18 protein-coding genes are annotated in these 18,768 nt (G+C 44.3%); 13 read left to right on the top strand and 5 right to left on the bottom strand.

The features are described from left to right. Window positions 1-88: 88 nt before the first annotated feature. The 3 genes from PLE7327_RS06165 to map all read left to right on the top strand — a co-directional run bounded on the left by PLE7327_RS06165 (window position 89) and on the right by map (window position 3,978). Window positions 89-2,347: a heavy metal translocating P-type ATPase gene (locus tag PLE7327_RS06165; RefSeq protein ID WP_015143000.1), complete on the top strand. Its 2,259-nt coding sequence runs from the start codon at window positions 89-91 to the stop codon at window positions 2,345-2,347. A gap of 98 nt (window positions 2,348-2,445) precedes the next feature. Beyond that, the gene (locus PLE7327_RS06160) at window positions 2,446-3,030 is read left to right on the top strand and encodes a cupredoxin domain-containing protein (RefSeq protein WP_015142999.1); all 585 of its coding nucleotides are present in this window, start codon (window positions 2,446-2,448) and stop codon (window positions 3,028-3,030) included. Between the two features lie 84 nt (window positions 3,031-3,114). Further along, on the top strand, window positions 3,115-3,978 hold the full coding sequence (gene map, locus PLE7327_RS06155) for a type I methionyl aminopeptidase (RefSeq protein ID WP_041391894.1): 864 nt from the start codon (window positions 3,115-3,117) through the stop codon (window positions 3,976-3,978). A 103-nt stretch (window positions 3,979-4,081) separates the two neighbouring features. On the opposite strand, the gene PLE7327_RS26385 is transcribed toward map, so the two are convergent. The 3 genes from PLE7327_RS26385 to panD form a co-directional block, all read right to left on the bottom strand. After that, complete coding sequence (locus PLE7327_RS26385; RefSeq protein ID WP_041392872.1) at window positions 4,082-4,795, bottom strand: rubrerythrin family protein; 714 nt, start codon at window positions 4,793-4,795, stop codon at window positions 4,082-4,084. Between the two features lie 63 nt (window positions 4,796-4,858). Further along, window positions 4,859-5,731 (bottom strand): class I SAM-dependent methyltransferase, encoded by an 873-nt coding sequence (locus PLE7327_RS06145; protein ID WP_015142996.1) that lies wholly within the window; start codon window positions 5,729-5,731, stop codon window positions 4,859-4,861. Between the two features lie 103 nt (window positions 5,732-5,834). Beyond that, the gene (panD, locus tag PLE7327_RS06140; protein WP_015142995.1) at window positions 5,835-6,299 is read right to left on the bottom strand and encodes an aspartate 1-decarboxylase; all 465 of its coding nucleotides are present in this window, start codon (window positions 6,297-6,299) and stop codon (window positions 5,835-5,837) included. 104 nt (window positions 6,300-6,403) lie between these two features. Here panD and PLE7327_RS06135 point away from each other — a divergent pair, with 104 nt between their 5' ends. The 5 genes from PLE7327_RS06135 (at window position 6,404) to PLE7327_RS06115 (ending at window position 11,266) form a co-directional block, all read left to right on the top strand. After that, window positions 6,404-7,222: a DUF3598 family protein gene (locus tag PLE7327_RS06135; RefSeq protein WP_015142994.1), complete on the top strand. Its 819-nt coding sequence runs from the start codon at window positions 6,404-6,406 to the stop codon at window positions 7,220-7,222. A 99-nt stretch (window positions 7,223-7,321) separates the two neighbouring features. After that, window positions 7,322-8,047: a triose-phosphate isomerase gene (gene tpiA / locus PLE7327_RS06130; protein WP_041391892.1), complete on the top strand. Its 726-nt coding sequence runs from the start codon at window positions 7,322-7,324 to the stop codon at window positions 8,045-8,047. A gap of 60 nt (window positions 8,048-8,107) precedes the next feature. Beyond that, window positions 8,108-8,971 (top strand): dihydropteroate synthase, encoded by an 864-nt coding sequence (folP, locus tag PLE7327_RS06125; protein ID WP_254658106.1) that lies wholly within the window; start codon window positions 8,108-8,110, stop codon window positions 8,969-8,971. 98 nt (window positions 8,972-9,069) lie between these two features. Then, complete coding sequence (locus tag PLE7327_RS06120) at window positions 9,070-9,522, top strand: cupin domain-containing protein (RefSeq protein ID WP_041391890.1); 453 nt, start codon at window positions 9,070-9,072, stop codon at window positions 9,520-9,522. A gap of 121 nt (window positions 9,523-9,643) precedes the next feature. Next, window positions 9,644-11,266 (top strand): CocE/NonD family hydrolase, encoded by a 1,623-nt coding sequence (locus tag PLE7327_RS06115; protein WP_015142990.1) that lies wholly within the window; start codon window positions 9,644-9,646, stop codon window positions 11,264-11,266. 95 nt (window positions 11,267-11,361) lie between these two features. Here the strand turns inward: PLE7327_RS06115 and PLE7327_RS06110 are convergent, their stop codons facing one another. After that, window positions 11,362-12,495 carry an ABC transporter permease gene (locus PLE7327_RS06110; protein WP_041392868.1) on the bottom strand — a complete coding sequence of 378 codons (1,134 nt, stop codon included), beginning with the start codon at window positions 12,493-12,495 and terminating at the stop codon, window positions 11,362-11,364. Between the two features lie 65 nt (window positions 12,496-12,560). Between PLE7327_RS06110 and PLE7327_RS06105 the strand changes: the two genes are divergently transcribed. Together PLE7327_RS06105 and PLE7327_RS06100 are read left to right on the top strand one after the other, a co-directional pair. Continuing rightward, window positions 12,561-13,664 carry an FAD-binding oxidoreductase gene (locus tag PLE7327_RS06105; protein WP_015142988.1) on the top strand — a complete coding sequence of 368 codons (1,104 nt, stop codon included), beginning with the start codon at window positions 12,561-12,563 and terminating at the stop codon, window positions 13,662-13,664. 187 nt (window positions 13,665-13,851) lie between these two features. Further along, on the top strand, window positions 13,852-14,460 hold the full coding sequence (locus PLE7327_RS06100; protein WP_015142987.1) for a Uma2 family endonuclease: 609 nt from the start codon (window positions 13,852-13,854) through the stop codon (window positions 14,458-14,460). A gap of 56 nt (window positions 14,461-14,516) precedes the next feature. Here PLE7327_RS06100 and PLE7327_RS06095 read toward each other — a convergent pair whose 3' ends face one another. Next, the gene (locus PLE7327_RS06095) at window positions 14,517-15,710 is read right to left on the bottom strand and encodes an aminotransferase class V-fold PLP-dependent enzyme (protein WP_015142986.1); all 1,194 of its coding nucleotides are present in this window, start codon (window positions 15,708-15,710) and stop codon (window positions 14,517-14,519) included. Window positions 15,711-15,821: 111 nt separating this feature from the next. Here PLE7327_RS06095 and PLE7327_RS06090 point away from each other — a divergent pair, with 111 nt between their 5' ends. From PLE7327_RS06090 to PLE7327_RS06080, 3 genes are all read left to right on the top strand, one after another. Next, complete coding sequence (locus PLE7327_RS06090) at window positions 15,822-17,318, top strand: TM0106 family RecB-like putative nuclease (RefSeq protein ID WP_015142985.1); 1,497 nt, start codon at window positions 15,822-15,824, stop codon at window positions 17,316-17,318. Window positions 17,319-17,583: 265 nt separating this feature from the next. Further along, window positions 17,584-17,820, top strand: coding sequence for a hypothetical protein (locus tag PLE7327_RS06085; protein ID WP_015142984.1), 237 nt, complete (start codon window positions 17,584-17,586; stop codon window positions 17,818-17,820). 95 nt (window positions 17,821-17,915) lie between these two features. Next, a complete protein-coding gene (locus PLE7327_RS06080) occupies window positions 17,916-18,359 on the top strand; it encodes a hypothetical protein (protein ID WP_015142983.1) in 444 nt (147 codons plus the stop codon). Window positions 18,360-18,768: the final 409 nt, after the last annotated feature.

The following is an 18,768-nucleotide window of genomic DNA, read 5'->3' as shown; positions in this document are numbered from 1 at the left end:
AGAACGCAAGTCTCAGAAAGCGAGTCGCACGAGCGATCGCAGCAGCAGGTTATCCGATTGCCTAAATATTTATGTTTGGAGGTGGTCGATGGAAAATACCAGTTTAAAACTCAGAGGGATGAGTTGTGCCTCTTGTGCCAGGAACATTGAAAATGCGATCCGCTCAGTACCAGGCGTTGAGGCGTGCAGCGTCAATTTTGGCGCAGAACTTGCCACCGTTACTTATAACCCCAGTAAAACTAACATAGCAGCCATTCAGAATGCCGTGGATGCGGCGGGATATTCTGCTGTACCCATGCAAGATGACATACTTGTTCCAGAAGACGATGCGGAACGACGAGAACGACTTGCCGAAAATCGAAAACTAACCCGTAAGGTGTGGGTTAGTGGTGTTATCGGTGCTATTTTAGTCATTGGTTCGCTGCCTGCTATGACGGGATTAGACATTCCCTTCATTTCCATCTGGTTGCATGATGCTTGGCTACAATTAGTGCTGACTACTCCCGTACTGTTTTGGTGTGGTTCGTCCTTTTTTATCAACGCTTGGAAAGCTTTTAAACGCCATACAGCGACGATGGATACGCTGGTGGCGATTGGCACGGGTGCAGCTTACCTCTATTCCCTATTTCCCACCTTCTTCCCCCAGTGGTTTCTCGATCGGGGACTTAGACCCGATGTATACTTTGAAGTGGCATCGGTAATTATTGCCTTAATTTTGCTCGGACGGCTATTGGAAAACCGTGCCAAGGGACAAACTTCAGAAGCGATGCGCAAGCTGATGGGTTTGCAAGCGAAAACAGCGCGGGTTATTCGTAATAATCAAGAAGTGGATATTCCGATTGCCGAAGTGGTTTTGGGAGATATCGTTCTAGTGCGTCCGGGGGAAAAAATCCCCGTCGATGGTGAAATCGTAGAAGGTTCCTCGACCATTGATGAAGCGATGGTGACGGGTGAAAGCGTCCCTGTAAAGAAACATCCTGGCAATGAAGTGATTGGCGCGACGATGAATAAAACAGGCAGCTTTAAATTCCGTGCCACGCGAGTGGGGAAAGATACATTTTTAGCGCAAATTGTCAAGCTAGTGCGGCAAGCGCAAGGTTCCAAAGCACCGATTCAGCGATTGGCAGATCGCGTGACGGGATGGTTTGTGCCTGTCGTTATTGCCATTGCGATCGCGACGTTTATCATCTGGTATAATGCCACGGGCAATGTGACAATAGCGTTGATTCCCACAGTCAGCGTGTTGATTATCGCCTGTCCCTGTGCCTTGGGTTTAGCTACCCCAACTTCAATTATGGTCGCAACGGGAAAAGGGGCAGAAAACGGTATCTTCATCAAAGATGCAGAAAGTCTGGAAATGGCGCATAAACTGAGCGCGATCGTCCTGGATAAAACGGGTACAATAACCCAAGGTAAACCTACTGTAACTGATTTTGTAAGCGTCAAGGGAATAGCTAACGGTAACGAGTTAAATTTACTGCGTCTGGCGGCATCCGTCGAACGAAATTCCGAACATCCTCTAGCGGAAGCCGTGGTGCAATATGCCCAATCTCAAGGGGTAGAACTAGCAGATTCTAAAGAATTTGAAGCGCTTGCGGGTAGCGGCGTACAAGGTTATGTCTCGGATCGATGGGTGCAAATCGGAACGCACCGTTGGATGAACGAGTTAGGCATCGATACTAGCGCCCTACACAAGGATTGGGAGCGTCTTGAGTATCTCGGTAAAACTGTTATTTGGATGGCTGTCGATGGCAAATTTGAGGGGATTGTGGGCATTTCTGATGCAGTAAAACCCTCGTCAGCCCAAGCCATTCGCTCCTTACAGAAAATGGGGCTAGAAGTGGTAATGTTGACGGGAGATAATCGTCGCACTGCTGAAGTCATCGCCCGCGAAGTAGGTATTAAGCGAGTAGAGGCTGAAGTTCGCCCCGACCAAAAAGCTGCTGTTGTAGAACAAATTCAATCGGAAGGCAAGATTGTTGCAATGGTAGGAGATGGGATCAACGACGCACCTGCTTTAGCGCAAGCAGACGTAGGAATGGCGATTGGTACGGGAACCGATATCGCGATCGCAGCTAGCGATATCACGCTCATTTCTGGCGACTTACAAGGAATTGTTACTGCCATTCAACTAAGTCGTGCCACAATTCGCAATATCCGTCAGAATCTCTTTTTTGCTTTTATTTACAACGTGGCTGGCATTCCCATTGCCGCTGGAGTTCTATTTCCCTTCTTTGGTTGGCTACTCAGTCCCATTATTGCAGGTGCAGCGATGGCGTTTAGTTCGGTGTCGGTAGTAACCAATGCGCTGCGGTTACGGAACTTTCAACCGAAAACACTTGGTTAGTTCATTAGGAGAATGATGATGCTTCAGAAAAACACATTTTTCGGGACGTTGGCAGGATTGGGATTTCTGCTGGGAGCGATTGTATAGGAGGTTTGACAATGGTTAACAAAACCGTCCTTGTAAGTACAATCGCGAGTTTAGGACTGGTGTTAAGAATAGTTTCTGGGAAAGCTGTTGCCCAAATGCCTCACCAGGATCGAATACAACCATCTCAAAACCAGCCAACCGAACAGTTTCAGAGGATCGAACAACCGATAGTCAATAAAATTGCTGTAACGTTAGGCGGATTGGGACTGATTGGTTTGGAACTCTGGTGGTTTTTACTCAGTAAGCCTAAGTCTGCAAGAGCGATCGCACAAGCCGGAATCCAAGAAGTAACCGTTACTGTAGATGGTGGTTACGAACCTAGCCAAATAGTAGTTCAAGCGGGTCAAAAAGTGCGGCTAAACTTTGTTCGCAAAGATGCCAGCAGTTGTCTAGAAGAAGTCCGTTTTCCTGACTTTGGAATCGCTCAAGCATTGCCGCTTAATAAGATTACACCAATTGAGTTTACGCCAGAAAAACCTGGCAGATACGAGTTTACCTGTGGGATGAATATGTTCCGAGGAGTTGTTGAAGTTCAGTCTGCGGATACAGACGCGATCGCACCTCCAGCATCTAGCGCCGATTGCAATTCTTGTTAATTGAGATATGAATAGATCCGATCGCTGCTTAAATTAATTTAAGATCTAAATTCTATGGCGATCGTATTTATTTGTATAGATTCAATGAACATCCTCACCAATATCTTTTCGCCCAAAACTTTCTCTAAGAGTCAGCCAAAACAACAGCAAAGCGGACAGCCTCGCGCAAAAAAAAGTCGTCGCGGTATAGAAATCAAGTCGCCGCAAGAAATAGAAATCATGCGCGCCTCAGCTAGGATTGTCGCAACGGTTCTCAAAGAAATCTCGCAAATGGTGCAACCTGGGATGACAACGGCTGACTTAGATGCTTATGCCGAACAGCGGATTCGAGAAATGGGCGCTACTCCAAGTTTTAAAGGATATTACGGCTTTCCAGCTTCGATTTGTTCGTGCATCAATCATGAAGTCGTTCACGGGATTCCCAATTCAAAAAAAGTGATTCGTGCTGGTGACGTTTTAAAGGTTGATACAGGAGCTTATTACCAAGGCTATCATGGCGATTCTTGCATTACTATTGCCGTTGGCAAAGTTTCCCCCAAAGTTGCCAAATTGATTCGCGTTGCTGAGGAAGCTTTATATAAAGGAATTGAACAAGTCAAAGCGGGAAATTATTTATTAGATATTGCAGGTGCGATCGAAGACCATATCAAAGCTAATAAATTTAGTGTTGTAGAAGATTACGTCGGTCATGGCGTGGGAAGAAATCTTCATGAAGAACCTTCAGTTTTCAATTTTCGGACAAATCAATTACCAAATATAAAATTGCGAGCAGGCATGACATTGGCGATCGAACCAATTGTTAATGCCGGGTCAAAACATACTCGAACCTTGCGCGATCGCTGGACGGTTGTAACTGTTGATAATTCTCTATCCGCTCAATTTGAGCATACAGTTTTAGTGACAGAAACCGGATATGAAATCCTAACCGATCGCACTAATATTAAATAATAATATTTTTTTCTAAGAAACATTATGAAACTGAGTTGGCTTGCGCGATCGCACTAGAGATCGCCTACAAACTCAACTCAGCCCTATAAAAAACCCTTAAAATTTATGCGGCAGCCGCCTCTTCGTAAGGGACAAACAAGTTTTTGGCAGCTTTGCAGATGGGACAATGCCAATCGTTGGGAATTGCTTCAAAAGGCGTTCCTGGAGCAATCCCAGAATCGGGATCGCCTGCAACCGGATCGTAAATCATCGAACATTGCCGACAAATCCATTTTTGAGTGGCGGGATCGCCGCTAGCGGCTTTGGCTAAAGGAGCCACGCCAGCGAGCGCTTGAAGTGCTTCGCTATACTGACGCGCGTGATGATTTTCGATATGAGTCAACAACCCGAAGTTGTGGGCAGCTTTGCGAAAAATACGGGCATGTTCGCGAGACTCAGCCTCTTGTTGTTCAAATTCTGCTGCCGCCGAGCGATCGCGATCGCCGCGAGCCTCTGCCGCAAAGTTAGGATACATAGTAGTGTATTCGTAGGTTTCTCCCTCAATTGCCAGTTCTAAACAGCGAGCCGCGATCGCCTTTTTTTGTTCTTCACTTAGGGAAGCGGCATTTTCTACTGCCAATTCGGGATGCATCAATCGAAAATGGGCAAAGGCGTGTTCGGTTTCCTGATTTGCCGTCTCTCGAAACAGTTTGGAAAGTTCTGTCATGCCAAGCTGACGAGTCACTTCTGCAAAAAAAAGATACTTGCGGTTAGCCATCGACTCTCCAGCAAAAGCTTCAGACAAATTCTTGGCAGTGTTTGAGTTTGAAAGATCCATAGTTAAATTAGAATCCATAGTTAAATTAGAGAATATGCAACTGCGATTTCTTGCCAATGAATTCTATCCCACGGGAACCAAAATAGTATCGCTAGTTTCTTCCATCTGAGGCGTTGCGATCGAAGAATCTTCAACTGGCGTGGGTTTCATTCCTCGCGTTACCTGATGCACCCACCAAATTTCTTGGGTTCGCACGGCTTCAAATCCTGCCGCACCCATCCAAGCATCAACGCTTCCCGCTGCATAGTCTTTGATATAAGGTTCTTCAAAAATCTCGGTCAGCCAATCTGTATGTAGAAGGGTTTTTTGATTGCCATCGAGGATAATAACCTGTCCTCCAGGTACTAGGAGACGAAACGCTTCTCGCAAAATCGCTCGCGCAACCTTTGGCGGCGTTTCATGAAATAGCAAAGAAGCAGTCACGACATCAAACGAAGTATCTAGAAATTTCGTATCCTCAGCCTTGCTGTGCAGCCATTGAATTTCCAGTCCGGCTTGCCTAGCTTTACGATCTGCCATAATTAGCATATAAGGTGACAAATCGATTCCGATAACTTCTGCTTCGGGAAAAGCTTGTTTGAGCATCAGCGTTGTCGAACCCGTACCGCAACCCAAGTCTAGTATTCTGCGCGGCTGTCCTTCGATCGCTTCAATGACTCCTTGACGCACCCAAGTTTCGTTGGGAGGTAGTACGTACTGGGTAATGGGATCGTAGGTTACTGGAGCATCTCCATTTAAGTAACCGCCTTGGATGCCGTGGAAATTTTGAGAACTGTAATATTCGGGATAAGTTAAGTTCGGTTGGCGAAAGCGATCGCTTTCTTTTTCCCAATCGATCGATTTATATAACTGTAATAGCTTATCTTCATCGATTAAAAAAAGTTGAAAAATCGGTTTTAAAAATCTTTCCCAGATCGTATCTCGACGAACAGCCATAATATTAGATCCTAAATTTTAAATGCTCGATTCTAAAAGTAAGTTTAATTATAGTGCGGGCATCCTGCCCGCTTCTGCCGACGCTAAACCTCGCGCTCCAAAGCTAGATTTGGGAAGAAATCAGCTCGTGACCATTACTCTCACTCAGATCCCAAGACTGAAATTTAACTTTATCTCCACTCTCAGACGGGTTTAGAGTTTGGTAAAAAAATTGTTGAGTGCGATTTTTCTCGTCTGCCACGATAACACGCGCTTCATGTCCGTTACGTAAAACTTCTGCGCGATCGCGTTCTTCATAAGCATAAATAATTAGAATATCTCCAGGCTGGCACAGCAATGCCGCACCGCCATTGGGACAAATCTCGCCACTGCCTGCCTCTCCCGGAAGCGCATAGGTTGACCATCGTTTGCCATTATTGAGGTTGATGACATCAACTTCTTCAAGAGGAAGAATACCAACTCGATTTAATAATTCCTCATCGATAGTGATGCTCCCGACATAATTGACATTAGCTTCTGTGACTCGCACCCGATGTAACTTGGCGTGCATTAGTCTGATTGTTCCCATTATTTCTCCCTGCGGTACTTTTTATATCTTAAGATTTTGTCATTGGGTTCTGCGAACAGAATACCCTCAAAATTTCCAATCGAACTGATGCAATAGGCACAACTATGTCCTCTCAATGGGAATATTTACTTAAGAATCTTGGCGAATGGCACGGCTCATTTACTCGCTTCTCGCCCCAAGGAAAATTTATAGAAGACACGCCCACGATAGTTTCTTTGGAAGGACAAGATAATAATACAAAAATTCATCAAGTCGTTCGTCGCTTTCCTCCCGGTCAACCGCCCCAGGATTTAGTGCTAGATTACAGTTCCTTAAGTCGAAGCATTTTATTCTTTGAGAATGGGGCTTTTTCTCAAGGGTCGATGCAATGGGGGCCTTTTTCTGAATTTGGGGCAGAGTTTGGACTGATCGAGGGCGATCGCCGTCTGCGTCTGGTAATGTTATTTAATGCTGACAGTCATTTCGACCAACTCACCCTAATTCGCGAAAAATTAGCTGGATCGAATGCGCCAGAACGACCGCCTCTAACGGTAGACCAGCTTTTGGGGGAATGGCAGGGAGAAGCCGTCACGATCTATCCCGACTTTCGACCCTCCGATACTTGTTCTACTCGCCTTCAAGTTTCCCTTCTCGATAATAACCAATTAGAGCAAAGACTGACGTTTGGCGATCGCGCGATCGCATCGACGGCAACCATAACAGGCTCAATTGTGCATTTCGATCGCAGCGACCCACCCGTACAAATTCTACTCTTCCCCGATGGCGCGTCCTGCAACTGTCCCGTGAAAATCAAACCCCGGCAGCGTTTCGTTCTAGAAGTAGGTTGGTTAATTTCTCCTACCCAACGACAGCGAATTATTCGCAGCTATGGCGATAAAGGAGAATGGGTGAGTCTGACTTGGGTTAAAGAAGAAAAATGCTAAGACTGAGCATCAAAATTTCCTGCCAACTCTTTAATAGAGTCCCTTAAAGCTTTAAACTTAATGGAGCAATATGTGTAGAAGTTGACCTAAGTTAAAGCTGTGCGAAAAATTATCATTGCTGGTAACTGGAAAATGTACAAAACCCAAGAAGAAGCCTTGGAGTTCGTACAAGCCTTTAAATCGAAGATAGAAGATACAGACGAAGCGAGAAAAATTATTCTGTGTGCTCCCTTTACAGCTTTGGGAGCGCTGTCTAAAGGTCTACACGGCAGTCGGATCGAACTGGGAGCGCAAAATGTCCATTGGGCGGATGAAGGTGCTTACACAGGCGAAATTGCTGCACCGATGCTCGCAGAAATCGGCGTGAGTTACGTCATTATCGGTCACAGCGAACGCCGACAATATTTTGGAGAAACAGACGAAACAGTGAATCTGCGCCTAAAAGCCGCTCAACGCCACGGTCTAACGCCGATTCTCTGTGTGGGCGAATCAAAGGCACAACGGGATGCAGGCGAAACCGAAAATATCATTATCAATCAGTTGAAAAAAGACTTAGTAGACGTAGACCAACATAATTTGGTAATTGCTTACGAACCTATCTGGGCAATCGGCACGGGGGATACCTGCGAAGCCCTAGAAGCCAATCGCGTCATTGGTTTGATTCGCGCTCAATTGACCAATTCCAATGTCACCATTCAATATGGCGGTTCGGTTAAACCCGATAACATCGACGAAATTATGGCGCAACCAGAAATTGATGGCGCTTTAGTGGGAGGTGCGAGTTTAGACCCTACTAGTTTCGCTCGGATTGTAAATTATCAGTAGTTAGTAGTTATTAGTCATTGGTTATCGGTCGTCCATTAAACCACAAAAGACAAATGACTAATGACAAGGGACAAACAAACAATGATTACCCCTTTAACTATCCGAGACCATACTTTCCATTGGGGAGAACGCACTTATCTGATGGGAATTTTGAACGTTACTCCCGATAGTTTTAGCGATGGGGGCGAGTTCGATACTCTCGATGCTGCTTTGGCACAGGCAAAGAAACTGGTTGCAGATGGGGCAGATATTATTGATGTTGGCGGTCAGTCCACGCGACCGGGTGCAGAACAAATCTCCTTAGAAGAAGAATTAAACCGCGTTATTCCCCTTATTAAGGCACTGCAGGAAGAGGTTTCCGTGCTGATTTCTATCGATACAACGAGGGCATCTGTCGCTCAAGCAGCGGTAGAAGCAGGGGCAGATCTGGTGAATGATATTTCAGGAGGGACGTATGATAACCAGATGTTACCTGTCGTTGCCGAGTTAGGAGTTCCCATTGTATTAATGCACATTCGCGGTACTCCTAAAACCATGCAACAGTTAACGGATTATGAGGATTTGGTGGGTGAAATTTACCAGTTTTTTGAAGAGCGGATCGAGCAAGCTATTCAAGCAGGAATCGATCGCTCTCGCCTCATTATCGACCCCGGTATCGGTTTTGCCAAGACTTACGAACAGAGTTTAGAATTGCTGAGACGCTTGAGCGAATTCCGTTCTCTAGAAGTCCCCATCTTAGTCGGACCTTCGCGCAAAAGTTTTATCGGTCGCATTCTCGATCGCAATGACCCTAAATTGCGCGTTTGGGGAACTGCTGCCGCTTGTTGCGCTGCGATCGCGGGTTCTGCCGATCTATTGCGCGTTCACGACGTTGCCGAGATGTACGACGTTTGCCGAGTTGCTGATGCCATCTGGCGCTCATAAAATTTCATAATTTTTTACATTTTATCTAGTCAGATTTGAGGAGACAGGTTTTATCGTAGTAGTCAGCGATCGGGAATAGGAATAATTGGTAACTGACTATGAAAGAGCGTTGCATGATTCCTGTGGTCAAGTCTCCCAAAGACTATTTAGTCTTTCGCATTAGTCCACAGGATAGTAATCGTCTAGCGATCGTTTTTGATTCAACCATTGCTGATGATTCTCTAACGGTTTGCGTAGAAATTTTCGATCCGGGCGGTAGAACTCCCACCCATCGTCATAACTTTGCCGTAGAAATGTTTTTTATTCTCAAAGGCGAAGGTATGGCGATCTGCGATGGCAAACAAATTCCCCTTCGTCCCGGCGATAGTTTATTAGTTCGACCGACAGGAATTCATGAAATTAGAAATCCGAGTTCAGAACGATTGTATGCCCTATGTTTTATGGTGCCTAATGAGGATTTTTCAGAACTAATTCGCAGCGGCATTCCAGAACAATTAGACGAGGAAGATTTGAGCGTACTTCAACGACTTGATGCTCTAGTACCCTGTTGAAAGCTAATTAAAAACTAACTCAATTCCCAAATGGCTGACTCTAAGTCAGACATTGCTTTTGTTTGGGTTGTTAACTTTGGCTTTTGACACTTCTAAAAAGCTAGAAAAATAAAATTAGCTCATGCTCAAAGTAAAAAAAGAAACAGCATCTATGTATACTCGCGATGGAGTAAGACTAGATGCTGACATTTATCGTCCCGATAGTTCCGAAAAATTTCCCGTTTTATTAATGCGACAACCCTATGGGAGGGCAATTGCTTCTACGGTTGTTTATGCCCATCCAAGTTGGTATGCTGCCCAAGGATATATCGTTGTCATTCAAGATGTTCGAGGCAGAGGATCGTCTGAAGGAAACTTCAATCTTTTTGCTCATGAAATAGACGATGGATTTGATACTATTAATTGGACATCTCAACTCCCAGGCAGTACGGAAAAAGTCGGAATGTATGGCTTTTCTTATCAGGGAATGACCCAATTATATGCAGCAATAAATTGTCCTAGCGCCTTAAAAACTATTTGTCCGTCGATGGTTGCCTACGATTTATATAGCGATTGGGCATATGAAAATATGGCATTTTGTTTGCAAGCAAATCTCGGTTGGGCAATTCAAATTGCCGCAGAAACTGCACGCTTGCAAGGCGATGAAATCTCTTTTCAAAAACTCTATACAGCTTCTCGAAATTTACCTTTATACGATCCTATCCCTGCCAATCCTTCCCTTTTAAAAGAATTAGCACCCGACTCTTTTTATCATACTTGGTTAAATCATCCCTATCCCGATGAATATTGGGAAAAACTCTCTCCAAAAAACATGATGCAGGATGTAGATTTACCAATGTTGCATATTGGGGGATGGTTCGATCCTTATTTGCGAGGAACATTGAATTTCTATAAAGAAATGGTAAGCCGTTCCCAATTTATTCAATACTTAGTTATTGGTCCTTGGGTGCATTTACCTTGGGGGCGTAAAGTTGGTGCAGTAGATTATGGTCAAGCAGCAATCAGTTCGATAGATAAATTACAAATTGCATGGTTTGATAAATTCCTTAAAGGAATCGATTCAGAAATTTTGAATGCGCCTCCTGTGTGCTTATTTGAAATGGGAAGCAATAAATGGCGTTATTTCGATGCCTTTCCAAGTAATAATCAAAGATCCTATTATTTAACGAGTAATGGTTTAGCGAGTATTCGAGATGATGATGGGAAATTAGTAGCAGCGCATCCCCAATCTTCAGAAGATACATTAGTTCATGACCCTTGGCGACCCGTCCCCGCATTGGGAGGTCATGCTTCAATTCCTGGAGGGTCTTTTGAACGTTCTGGTCTTGATATTCGTAGCGATATTTTAACTTATACATCTGTCCCTTTAGAAGAAGATTTGAGCATAGCAGGAGATATTCTAGTAGAAATTTATTGCCAAGCAGATGCACCTAGTTTCGATCTTTGTGCGATGTTATCAGAGATCTATTCTGATGGTAGGGCTTATAACTTTACACAGGGATACATTAGAGTTAATTTCGATCGATTGCCCGTCAGAATTCCTTTGCAAGCAACTTGCATGAAAATTGCGAAAGGGAATTGCTTGCGACTTAGTTTAAGTAGTGCTTGTTTTCCTGCTTATCCTGTCAATTCTGGGACGGGTAAATTACCTCACGAAGAGAGAGCGATCGAGGCTAGAATTATTACTTTAAAAGTAAATTGTGGGGGAAATAACTCTTCTCGGATTTTGTTGTCTGCGGTCTAATTGGACTAGATGAGATGAAAAAGATAGTCAGAGATTTCTGAGAGATGAAAACTTTATTTTCCTAAAGAGCGATCGCTTTGTTATCCCAAATCTTCTTATTCTCTTCTCTGTAAACTTCTTGGATCGAGGGCATCTCTCAAACCATCACCGAGCAAATTAAATGCCAACACGGTCAAAATAATCAGTATCGCTGGAGGCCAAATTAGCCAAGGCTGTAACACGATAATTGAAGCATTGGTCGATAGCGAAAGAAGATTGCCCCAACTGGGATCGGGTTGCTGAATGCCTAACCCAATGAGACTCAAGACGGATTCAGCGACAATAAATCCTGGCACTGCCAGAGTTGCTGAAATAATAATGTAACTGGCAGTCTGAGGCAAGACGTGCTGGATGATAATGTAAAGCGGTTTTGCCCCCATTGCCCGCGCAGCTTGGACGAATTCTTGTTCTTTGAGCGAAAGAACCTGTCCTCGGATCACCCTTGCTAGTCCCGACCAACTGATAAAGGAAGTAATCAGAACGATCAGCAAAAAGCGTTGGGCACTGGATAAACCAGGCGGTAAAACTGCCGCTAGGGCAACTAGCAAATAAATCCCAGGAATCGTCATCAAGACTTCAACCAGACGCATTAAAGAAACGTCCAGCCAGCCACCAAAATAGCCAGAAATCCCACCAATGAGCATTCCCAAAGGAAAAGAGATAACAATTCCAACCAAACCAATAAAAAGACTGATCCTACCACCAAAAACGAGACGGCTGAATTCATCTCGTCCTTGTTCGTCGGTTCCGAGTATATTTATCTTACCTTTCCCTTCTGTTCCGAACAGGTGTCTATCAAAGGCAATGCCAGGGAACAGTTCTACTTCTTCAAAGGCAGGGGGTAAGGGAAGCTGAATTTGAAATAATCTATAGGAATCTCCTTTCGCGAATAGGCGCACGGGCGAAGGGTTTTTATAATCTATTATTAACTTGCGATCGCCCGTTTCTAAGTCGGTTTGACTCTGAGTTGTCGGATAAACGTGAGGGCCTATCCACTGTCCTTGTTGGGAACCTTCCTGAATGCGCCAATAAATTTTGGTGGGTGGCAACAAAGAACCATCTGTTTGAGAAGCGTAAGGACTATAAGGGGCAACGAAATCGGCAAAAATGACCGCCAAATAAAAAATCAGTAGTAAAATCGCCCCAAAACGAGCCAGAGGATTGTTCTTGAGTTTTTGCCACCAGTTCACGACAGCCTCCCAAAAATTGCCAAGCTTCTTTGCCCATTTACTGTAGCGCACTAATCTCATTTATTATGACTCAAGTAGTAATTATTGGATGCGGTGTCGTTGGAGCTGCGATCGCTTACGAACTCAGTCGAGTACCGGGATTAAAGATTGCGCTCCTCGACGAACGGGTTCCTGCCTCCGGTTCTACCAGTGCTGCCCTTGGTGTTCTCATGGGGGCAATTAGCCACAAAACTAAAGGGAGAGCGTGGCAGTTGCGCCAAGCAAGCTTGGAACGCTATGAAACCCTAATTCCAGAATTAGAATCCCTCACAGACATGCAAATCCCTTTTAATCGGCAAGGAATTGTTATGCTGTGTTTGGCTGGGAAAGAATTAGAAAGATGGGAAAAATTACACAAAATTCGGCATTCTAAAGGATGGAAATTAGAAATTTGGGATTTAGCACGCCTTCAGGCAAAATGTCCCCAAATCCAATCTGAAGAAATTATCGGTGCTGTTTATTCTCCCAGCGATCGCCAGGTTAACCCCACCATCCTGACTCAAGCCTTAGTTACAGGAGCGGCTAGAAATGGCGTTAACTGTCATTTTGGAGTTAAAGTTCAAAAAATCGCGACAACCGAACCCGATGGCTCGAATATGCGTCACTGCGATCGCGTTTACCTTGGAGAGAAAGCTTTAGATGTAGATTGGTTGGTTATTGCAGCAGGCTTAGGCTCTACTCCGCTAACGGCTTCTTTAACCAAATCCGTAGACGTGCGTCCGGTACTCGGACAAGCGTTGCAACTCAAGCTTAACAAACCTTTGGGTAACCCAGATTTTCAACCCGTCATTACTGGAGATGATGTCCATATCGTGCCGATTGGCGACGGAGAATACTGGGTGGGTGCGACGGTAGAGTTCCCCGACGAGACGGGAGAAGTTATTGCCGAACCCGCCGCCTTAGAAAAAGTAAGACAAGTGGCGATTTCTTTTTGTCCGACTTTGGCTGAGGCGAAAATCGTTCGTACCTGGTTCGGAAAACGTCCTCGCCCAGAAGGAGAACCTGCGCCGATTATCGGTCAATTACCCGGTTATGGCAATGTGCTACTGGCTACAGGTCACTATCGCAATGGGGTTTTACTGGCACCTGCGACAGCATTGGCAATTCGGGAAACGATTTGCAAGCAGTAACCCAATCTGTATCCTTTTAGAGCGAAACTCGGGCAAACATTACAACGGTTGTACCTGGGAATCTGATTCGGAATTTCCGCAGCGATCGAGATGCTCGCACTACCGATCGACAATCTAGCATTGCTATAGTCGTCTAAAATACGATCGGAATACTCGTGCATAGCGCTCATTATAAGGAAAAATGACAATGACGATCTCGGCATCAAAACTACTAACGGTTGATGAGTTCATTAATTCCTACGGCGACAACGAACATTACGAGCTAATCGATGGCGAGTTGATAGATATGGAACCAACCGGGGCGCACGAGCAAGTAGCTGCTTTTATTGGGCGAAAACTTAATGTGGAAATAGATCGTCTTGGGGTTCCTTACTTTATTCCCTATCGATGTCTCATCAAAGTTTTAGGAACGCAGACAGCTTTTCGTCCCGATGTGCTTGTTATAGACCAAACTCAACTGGGAAACGAACCGTTATGGCAACAAGAACCTGTAATTACATCAGGAGCTTCAATTCAACTTATTGTTGAGGTAGTCAGCACCAATTGGCAAAACGACTACGCTCGTAAGGTCGAGGATTATGCGGTTTTAGGCATTCCTGAATATTGGATCGTGGACTACCTTGGCATTGGCGGAAGAGAGTATCTTGGCAAACCCAAACAGCCAACTATCACGATTTGTACGCTGGTCGAGGATGAGTATCAAAAACGATTGTTTAGAAATGACGATCTGCTTGTTTCCTCTATCTTTCTAGAACTGCAATTGACAGCCCAAAAAGTGTTTGCAGCAGGACAGTAAAAATTATTTCTCAAACTCTCAAATCGAAAAAGCTTTTTTGCTAAAAACTTAAAAAGCTAAATCATTTGCTTGATTGCCTCAACTAATCGATCGATTTCTGCTGACAATGTAAAATAATGAACGCAGGCACGAATGCAATCGGGTTCGGCAATGGTTCTGAGTAGAAACCCTTGTTTCTCTAATTCTTGTACCAGTTGTTTGTGAGAACTATTATTGGTTACTTGAAAAGAGACTAATCCCGCTTGGGGAGGAGAAGTTTTTAAACACTCAATTCCATTAATTTGCGATAAACTTTGCCAGAGATATTCGCTTAATTGACAAATTTGTTGATAGCGTTCATGGGGCGTTCCCCATTGTTGATGAAGCGCGATCGCGGCTTTCAACCCTTCATATTCTGGATAAGCAGAAGTAGCCACCTCAAAACGCTGTCCGTCATCTTTCCATCCAATTAATTCGCCCTTTTCATTGGTATTAACGCCGCGCCAGCCAATAAATGTGGGTTGAAGTTTCTCAAAAGCTTCGGGACGAATATACAATCCTCCCACTCCCGCTGGACCGCACAACCATTTATGTCCGGTAAATGCATAAAAATCAACGCCGATTTCGGTTAAGTTTAATGGCAGAGAACCGACCGATTGGGCGGCATCGACCAATACTTGTACGGGTTTATTACTGCCGGAATAATTATGGCAAACTCCTACGATTTTAGCTAAAGGCAATACCTGACCCGTATTCCATAATAAATGACTCAAAACGACCAAACGAGTTTTGGGATGTAAATGTTGAGAAATAACTTCAATCGGATTTCCTTCATTGAGCGTTGCCATTATCGGACAGAGATCGATGTCTACTCCGAAACGCCGCGAAATTTCTTTGACAATAGCGATGACTCCAGGATGTTCGCAATCCGTTATTAAAATGCGATCGCCCACTTGCCAGTCAATGCCCCACAGAACGATATTGCAGCCAGCCGTCACGTTTTCCGTCAACGCGATCGTTTTAGGAGAAACGCCCAGTTCGCTTGCGATCGCGCTTCGCAGAGATGCCGTCTTTTGCAAAATCCAAGCATTGACCTCCACAGAAAAAGGTCCGCGTTCTTGTAAATATTTGTGAGTCTCAATAATGGCTTCCAATGCAGTGCGAGACAATGTGCCTTGTCCCCCAAAGTTAAAATAAGCTTTATTCGCCAGTGCGGGGAACTCTTGTCGATATTTTTCTAGGCGAGCAGTTACAGAAAAAGTGTCGAGCATGGGAATTATGTAGTCAAGTAAGCGAGAGAGAGGATATCTTCTATATTGAGGATTCTGAGTGTCCCCAAGTCGATCCTATTGTCTAGGAAAGCTTAACTTTTCCTAAAAGTAATGCTGCTGACTGATGCCCTGCTACTAGATTATAAACGCTGTCCGCGTCGTGCCTTTTTAAATCTCTATGGAGATAATAACGAACGAGAACCGGAACGAGATTTTCTTCTCAAACTCCGACAAGAAAGCCAACACCACGTTGCTACCGTGCTTGCCGAGTTTTATCCCAACTCTCAGCAGCCTCAAGCTTCTGATGAGGACTGGCAGACAAAAGCCAAAGAAACGGAAGTATTAATGCAGCAGGGCGTAGATTGTATTTACCGTGGGGTTTTGATCCAGCCTAACTACCGAGATTGGGGATTGGTGTCCGAGAAGGTTTTAGGTACCCAAGACGATGAACCAATTCTCTTTGGAACCCCTCATTTACTGGTAAAACAGTCAGGACTCTCAAAGTTTGGCAATTGGTGCTACATGCCGATTAGCATTCAATTAGGTCGCCGTCCGAAACCAGAATATAAGCTGATCGCCGCCTTTTATGCTCAATTGCTGGCAACTATCCAAGGCGTTTTACCCACTACTGCCGAGATTGTCTTGCGCCGTCAGAATTGCTACATTGTCGATCTCGCCGAATGGCTTCCTCGCATGCGGGAGACTTTGGCAGAATGCCTGCAAATGCTCTTGGCGCGTCAAGAACCCGAAGTTTTTATTTCTCGCCAGCGATGCGGCTTATGTCATTGGTACGGTCACTGTTATACCCTTGCTCAATCGCAGCAGCATCTCTCTCTCGTTCCCGGCGTAACTCCTAGTCGCTACGAATATTTACAAGCAATCGGCGTAGATACGGTGGCTTCTCTAGCCGACGCTTGTCCGATTAATCTGGGCGAGACAATGGGTAGGGAAGTTGCCACTCAGTTAAAACAGCAAGCTAAAGCCATTGTCGAAAATCGAGCGATTCGCAAATCTAATGGATTTTTAGACGTTCGCAAGACAATTCCCACTGCTTCTGTTGAGTTGTATTTCGATATCGAAGCAGAACCGGAACGCAACCTAGATTATCTCTTAGGAATTTTACTGGTCGATCGCCAAAAAAATAGCGAACGTTTTTATCCATTTTTGGCAGAAAAACCGGAGGAAGAAGAAATTATTTGGAATCAATTCTTAGCCGTCGTTAATTTCTACGAACATGCCCCCATTTTTCACTTTTCTGAATATGAGGTAGAAACGATTAAACGTCTAGCTAACTTATACAAAACGCCAAGAAGACAAATAGAGTCTTTATTATGGCGCTGCATCGACCTTCATAAGCGAGTGATTCATTCTGTTACTTTTCCGGTGGAAAGTTATTCTCTCAAAGCATTAGCTAATTGGATAGGATTTCAATGGCGCGATCGCGGCGCAAGTGGCGATCGCTGCGTTTGTTGGTACGATCGATGGTTGAAAACGGGCGATCGTAGCTTTTTAGAAGCAATTTTACGCTATAATGAAGATGACTGTCGCGCTACTTTTGAACTAAAAGATTGGCTAGTCGAGTTTTTGGGAAAAAACGAATCAATCTGAATCCAAAGATAGTAGCTCTGCAATCTTCTCAAGATTTGACTTTTTCCAACTTGGCGACAATAATAACAAAACTAAACATTTATTCTATCGAGCAATCTTCAATTTAAAGTTCTGCAAAGATTTCTAACAAAATTTCAGTTTTGTAATCGATTTATCCATTCTCTTGAAAAGAGAATGCTAAGGTGAAAAGCGAAAGCCTTGATGACTTAATTGAATAAAGTCTTTGAGACGCTCCACTTTACCAAGCGACTAAAAGGTGATGGATATGATGCTCCCCATGTTCCCGGTCTTATTATTAATCGTCGCAGTAGGAAGCGTTCTTTGGTATCAGCACACAAATAATGATATCTTTTGGGTTCTAGCCGTTGCAACCGCTATTACTTGTCTAATTTGGGGGTTGGTTATTGCCCATTGGTCGATTCTATTGGTCGGCTTGTTGGCTTTACTCAAGTTTAGAGCGCCGATGGTAAGACCAGTTCGAGTTGAAACCGACAATAAATAAATTCTGCCAAAAGCAGGAAGACATGGTTTCTAAGTAAATAGCTAAGCTGGAAAATAAATAGAGCGATCGCCGCTCAATTTCTTCTGGCTAAAACTATGAAAAGATCTTCTTGGCTGGGTCGATCGATTGTCAAATTCTCGCTGATTTTACTTGTTGCGTTATCTATTGGGATTGCCATTCCCTTTATTAGCTCTCAGAGGGTTTTAGCTCAATCCGATACCACCGTTCGCTCGGAAATTCAAGATCTTAAAAGGCGTATAAATAACTTGGAAATCGAATCTTCTAGGCGAATGGGCGTGCGAACGATTCGACCAAGCGCTCCCTTTCAACCCAGTCAGATTATTCCCCCACAAGCTATTGATGGAAGAATTGTCGGACGCAGCGACCCCTTGTTTGAACGGTTGGCTAATTTGACGATTGAATTGAGAAAGCGAGTAGCAGAATTAGAAAAGCGAGTCAAGCAGCTCGAACAAAAAAACCCATCTTCAAGAAAGACTTTACTTAATTTAACTGACAGACAACTCCTCCGTGTTTTTTAGCCATTATCTCTGCCATTTGTTGAGAGACGAATTTGCTGGCTCTCTCTAATCCAGGTTGAAAGGTGCCAGATGGAGTCAAATAATGCGTAAATAGACCGACTTGCTTGCAGACTATCCACATAGAGGTTCGTTCGGTAATTTGTCAGATCTTATTACATTACGATAGTTTTTGACCGAGCCAATGTTTAAACGATGGTAAACTCATCGCCCGCGATCGCGAACGGGGGATAAAAGCTTCGCTTGGGAAAAGGGTAAAAAGAAAAGGACTTTTGACAAGTGATATTAAATCCGGTTAAACAACCGCAATACCTATGTAGTGCTAGCATCCTGCTCGCGAGCGGGACGTATGCGCTTACGCACACGCTATGCGAACGCACTATATATTATGGCTAATTAAACGGATTTGATA

This window comes from Pleurocapsa sp. PCC 7327 (assembly GCF_000317025.1).
Lineage (GTDB): Bacteria > Cyanobacteriota > Cyanobacteriia > Cyanobacteriales > Microcystaceae > Hydrococcus.
This window is presented reverse-complemented; position numbering and strand designations above follow the sequence as displayed.

Bases quoted from the DNA above. Each gene is read 5' to 3' on its own strand.
- PLE7327_RS06080 (WP_015142983.1), top strand. From the start codon at position 17,916: ATGAAAAGATCTTCTTGGCTGGGTCGATCGATTGTCAAATTCTCGCTG.
- PLE7327_RS06090 (WP_015142985.1), top strand. From the start codon at position 15,822: ATGCTGCTGACTGATGCCCTGCTACTAGATTATAAACGCTGTCCGCGT.
- PLE7327_RS06115 (WP_015142990.1), top strand. From the start codon at position 9,644: ATGCTCAAAGTAAAAAAAGAAACAGCATCTATGTATACTCGCGATGGA.
- map (WP_041391894.1), top strand. From the start codon at position 3,115: ATGAACATCCTCACCAATATCTTTTCGCCCAAAACTTTCTCTAAGAGT.
- folP (WP_254658106.1), top strand. From the start codon at position 8,108: ATGACAAGGGACAAACAAACAATGATTACCCCTTTAACTATCCGAGAC.
- PLE7327_RS06100 (WP_015142987.1), top strand. From the start codon at position 13,852: ATGACGATCTCGGCATCAAAACTACTAACGGTTGATGAGTTCATTAAT.
- PLE7327_RS06120 (WP_041391890.1), top strand. From the start codon at position 9,070: ATGAAAGAGCGTTGCATGATTCCTGTGGTCAAGTCTCCCAAAGACTAT.
- PLE7327_RS06145 (WP_015142996.1), bottom strand. From the start codon at position 5,731: ATGGCTGTTCGTCGAGATACGATCTGGGAAAGATTTTTAAAACCGATT.
- PLE7327_RS06095 (WP_015142986.1), bottom strand. From the start codon at position 15,710: ATGCTCGACACTTTTTCTGTAACTGCTCGCCTAGAAAAATATCGACAA.
- PLE7327_RS06135 (WP_015142994.1), top strand. From the start codon at position 6,404: ATGTCCTCTCAATGGGAATATTTACTTAAGAATCTTGGCGAATGGCAC.
- PLE7327_RS26385 (WP_041392872.1), bottom strand. From the start codon at position 4,795: ATGGATCTTTCAAACTCAAACACTGCCAAGAATTTGTCTGAAGCTTTT.
- PLE7327_RS06085 (WP_015142984.1), top strand. From the start codon at position 17,584: ATGATGCTCCCCATGTTCCCGGTCTTATTATTAATCGTCGCAGTAGGA.
- panD (WP_015142995.1), bottom strand. From the start codon at position 6,299: ATGGGAACAATCAGACTAATGCACGCCAAGTTACATCGGGTGCGAGTC.
- PLE7327_RS06160 (WP_015142999.1), top strand. From the start codon at position 2,446: ATGGTTAACAAAACCGTCCTTGTAAGTACAATCGCGAGTTTAGGACTG.
- PLE7327_RS06105 (WP_015142988.1), top strand. From the start codon at position 12,561: ATGACTCAAGTAGTAATTATTGGATGCGGTGTCGTTGGAGCTGCGATC.
- PLE7327_RS06165 (WP_015143000.1), top strand. From the start codon at position 89: ATGGAAAATACCAGTTTAAAACTCAGAGGGATGAGTTGTGCCTCTTGT.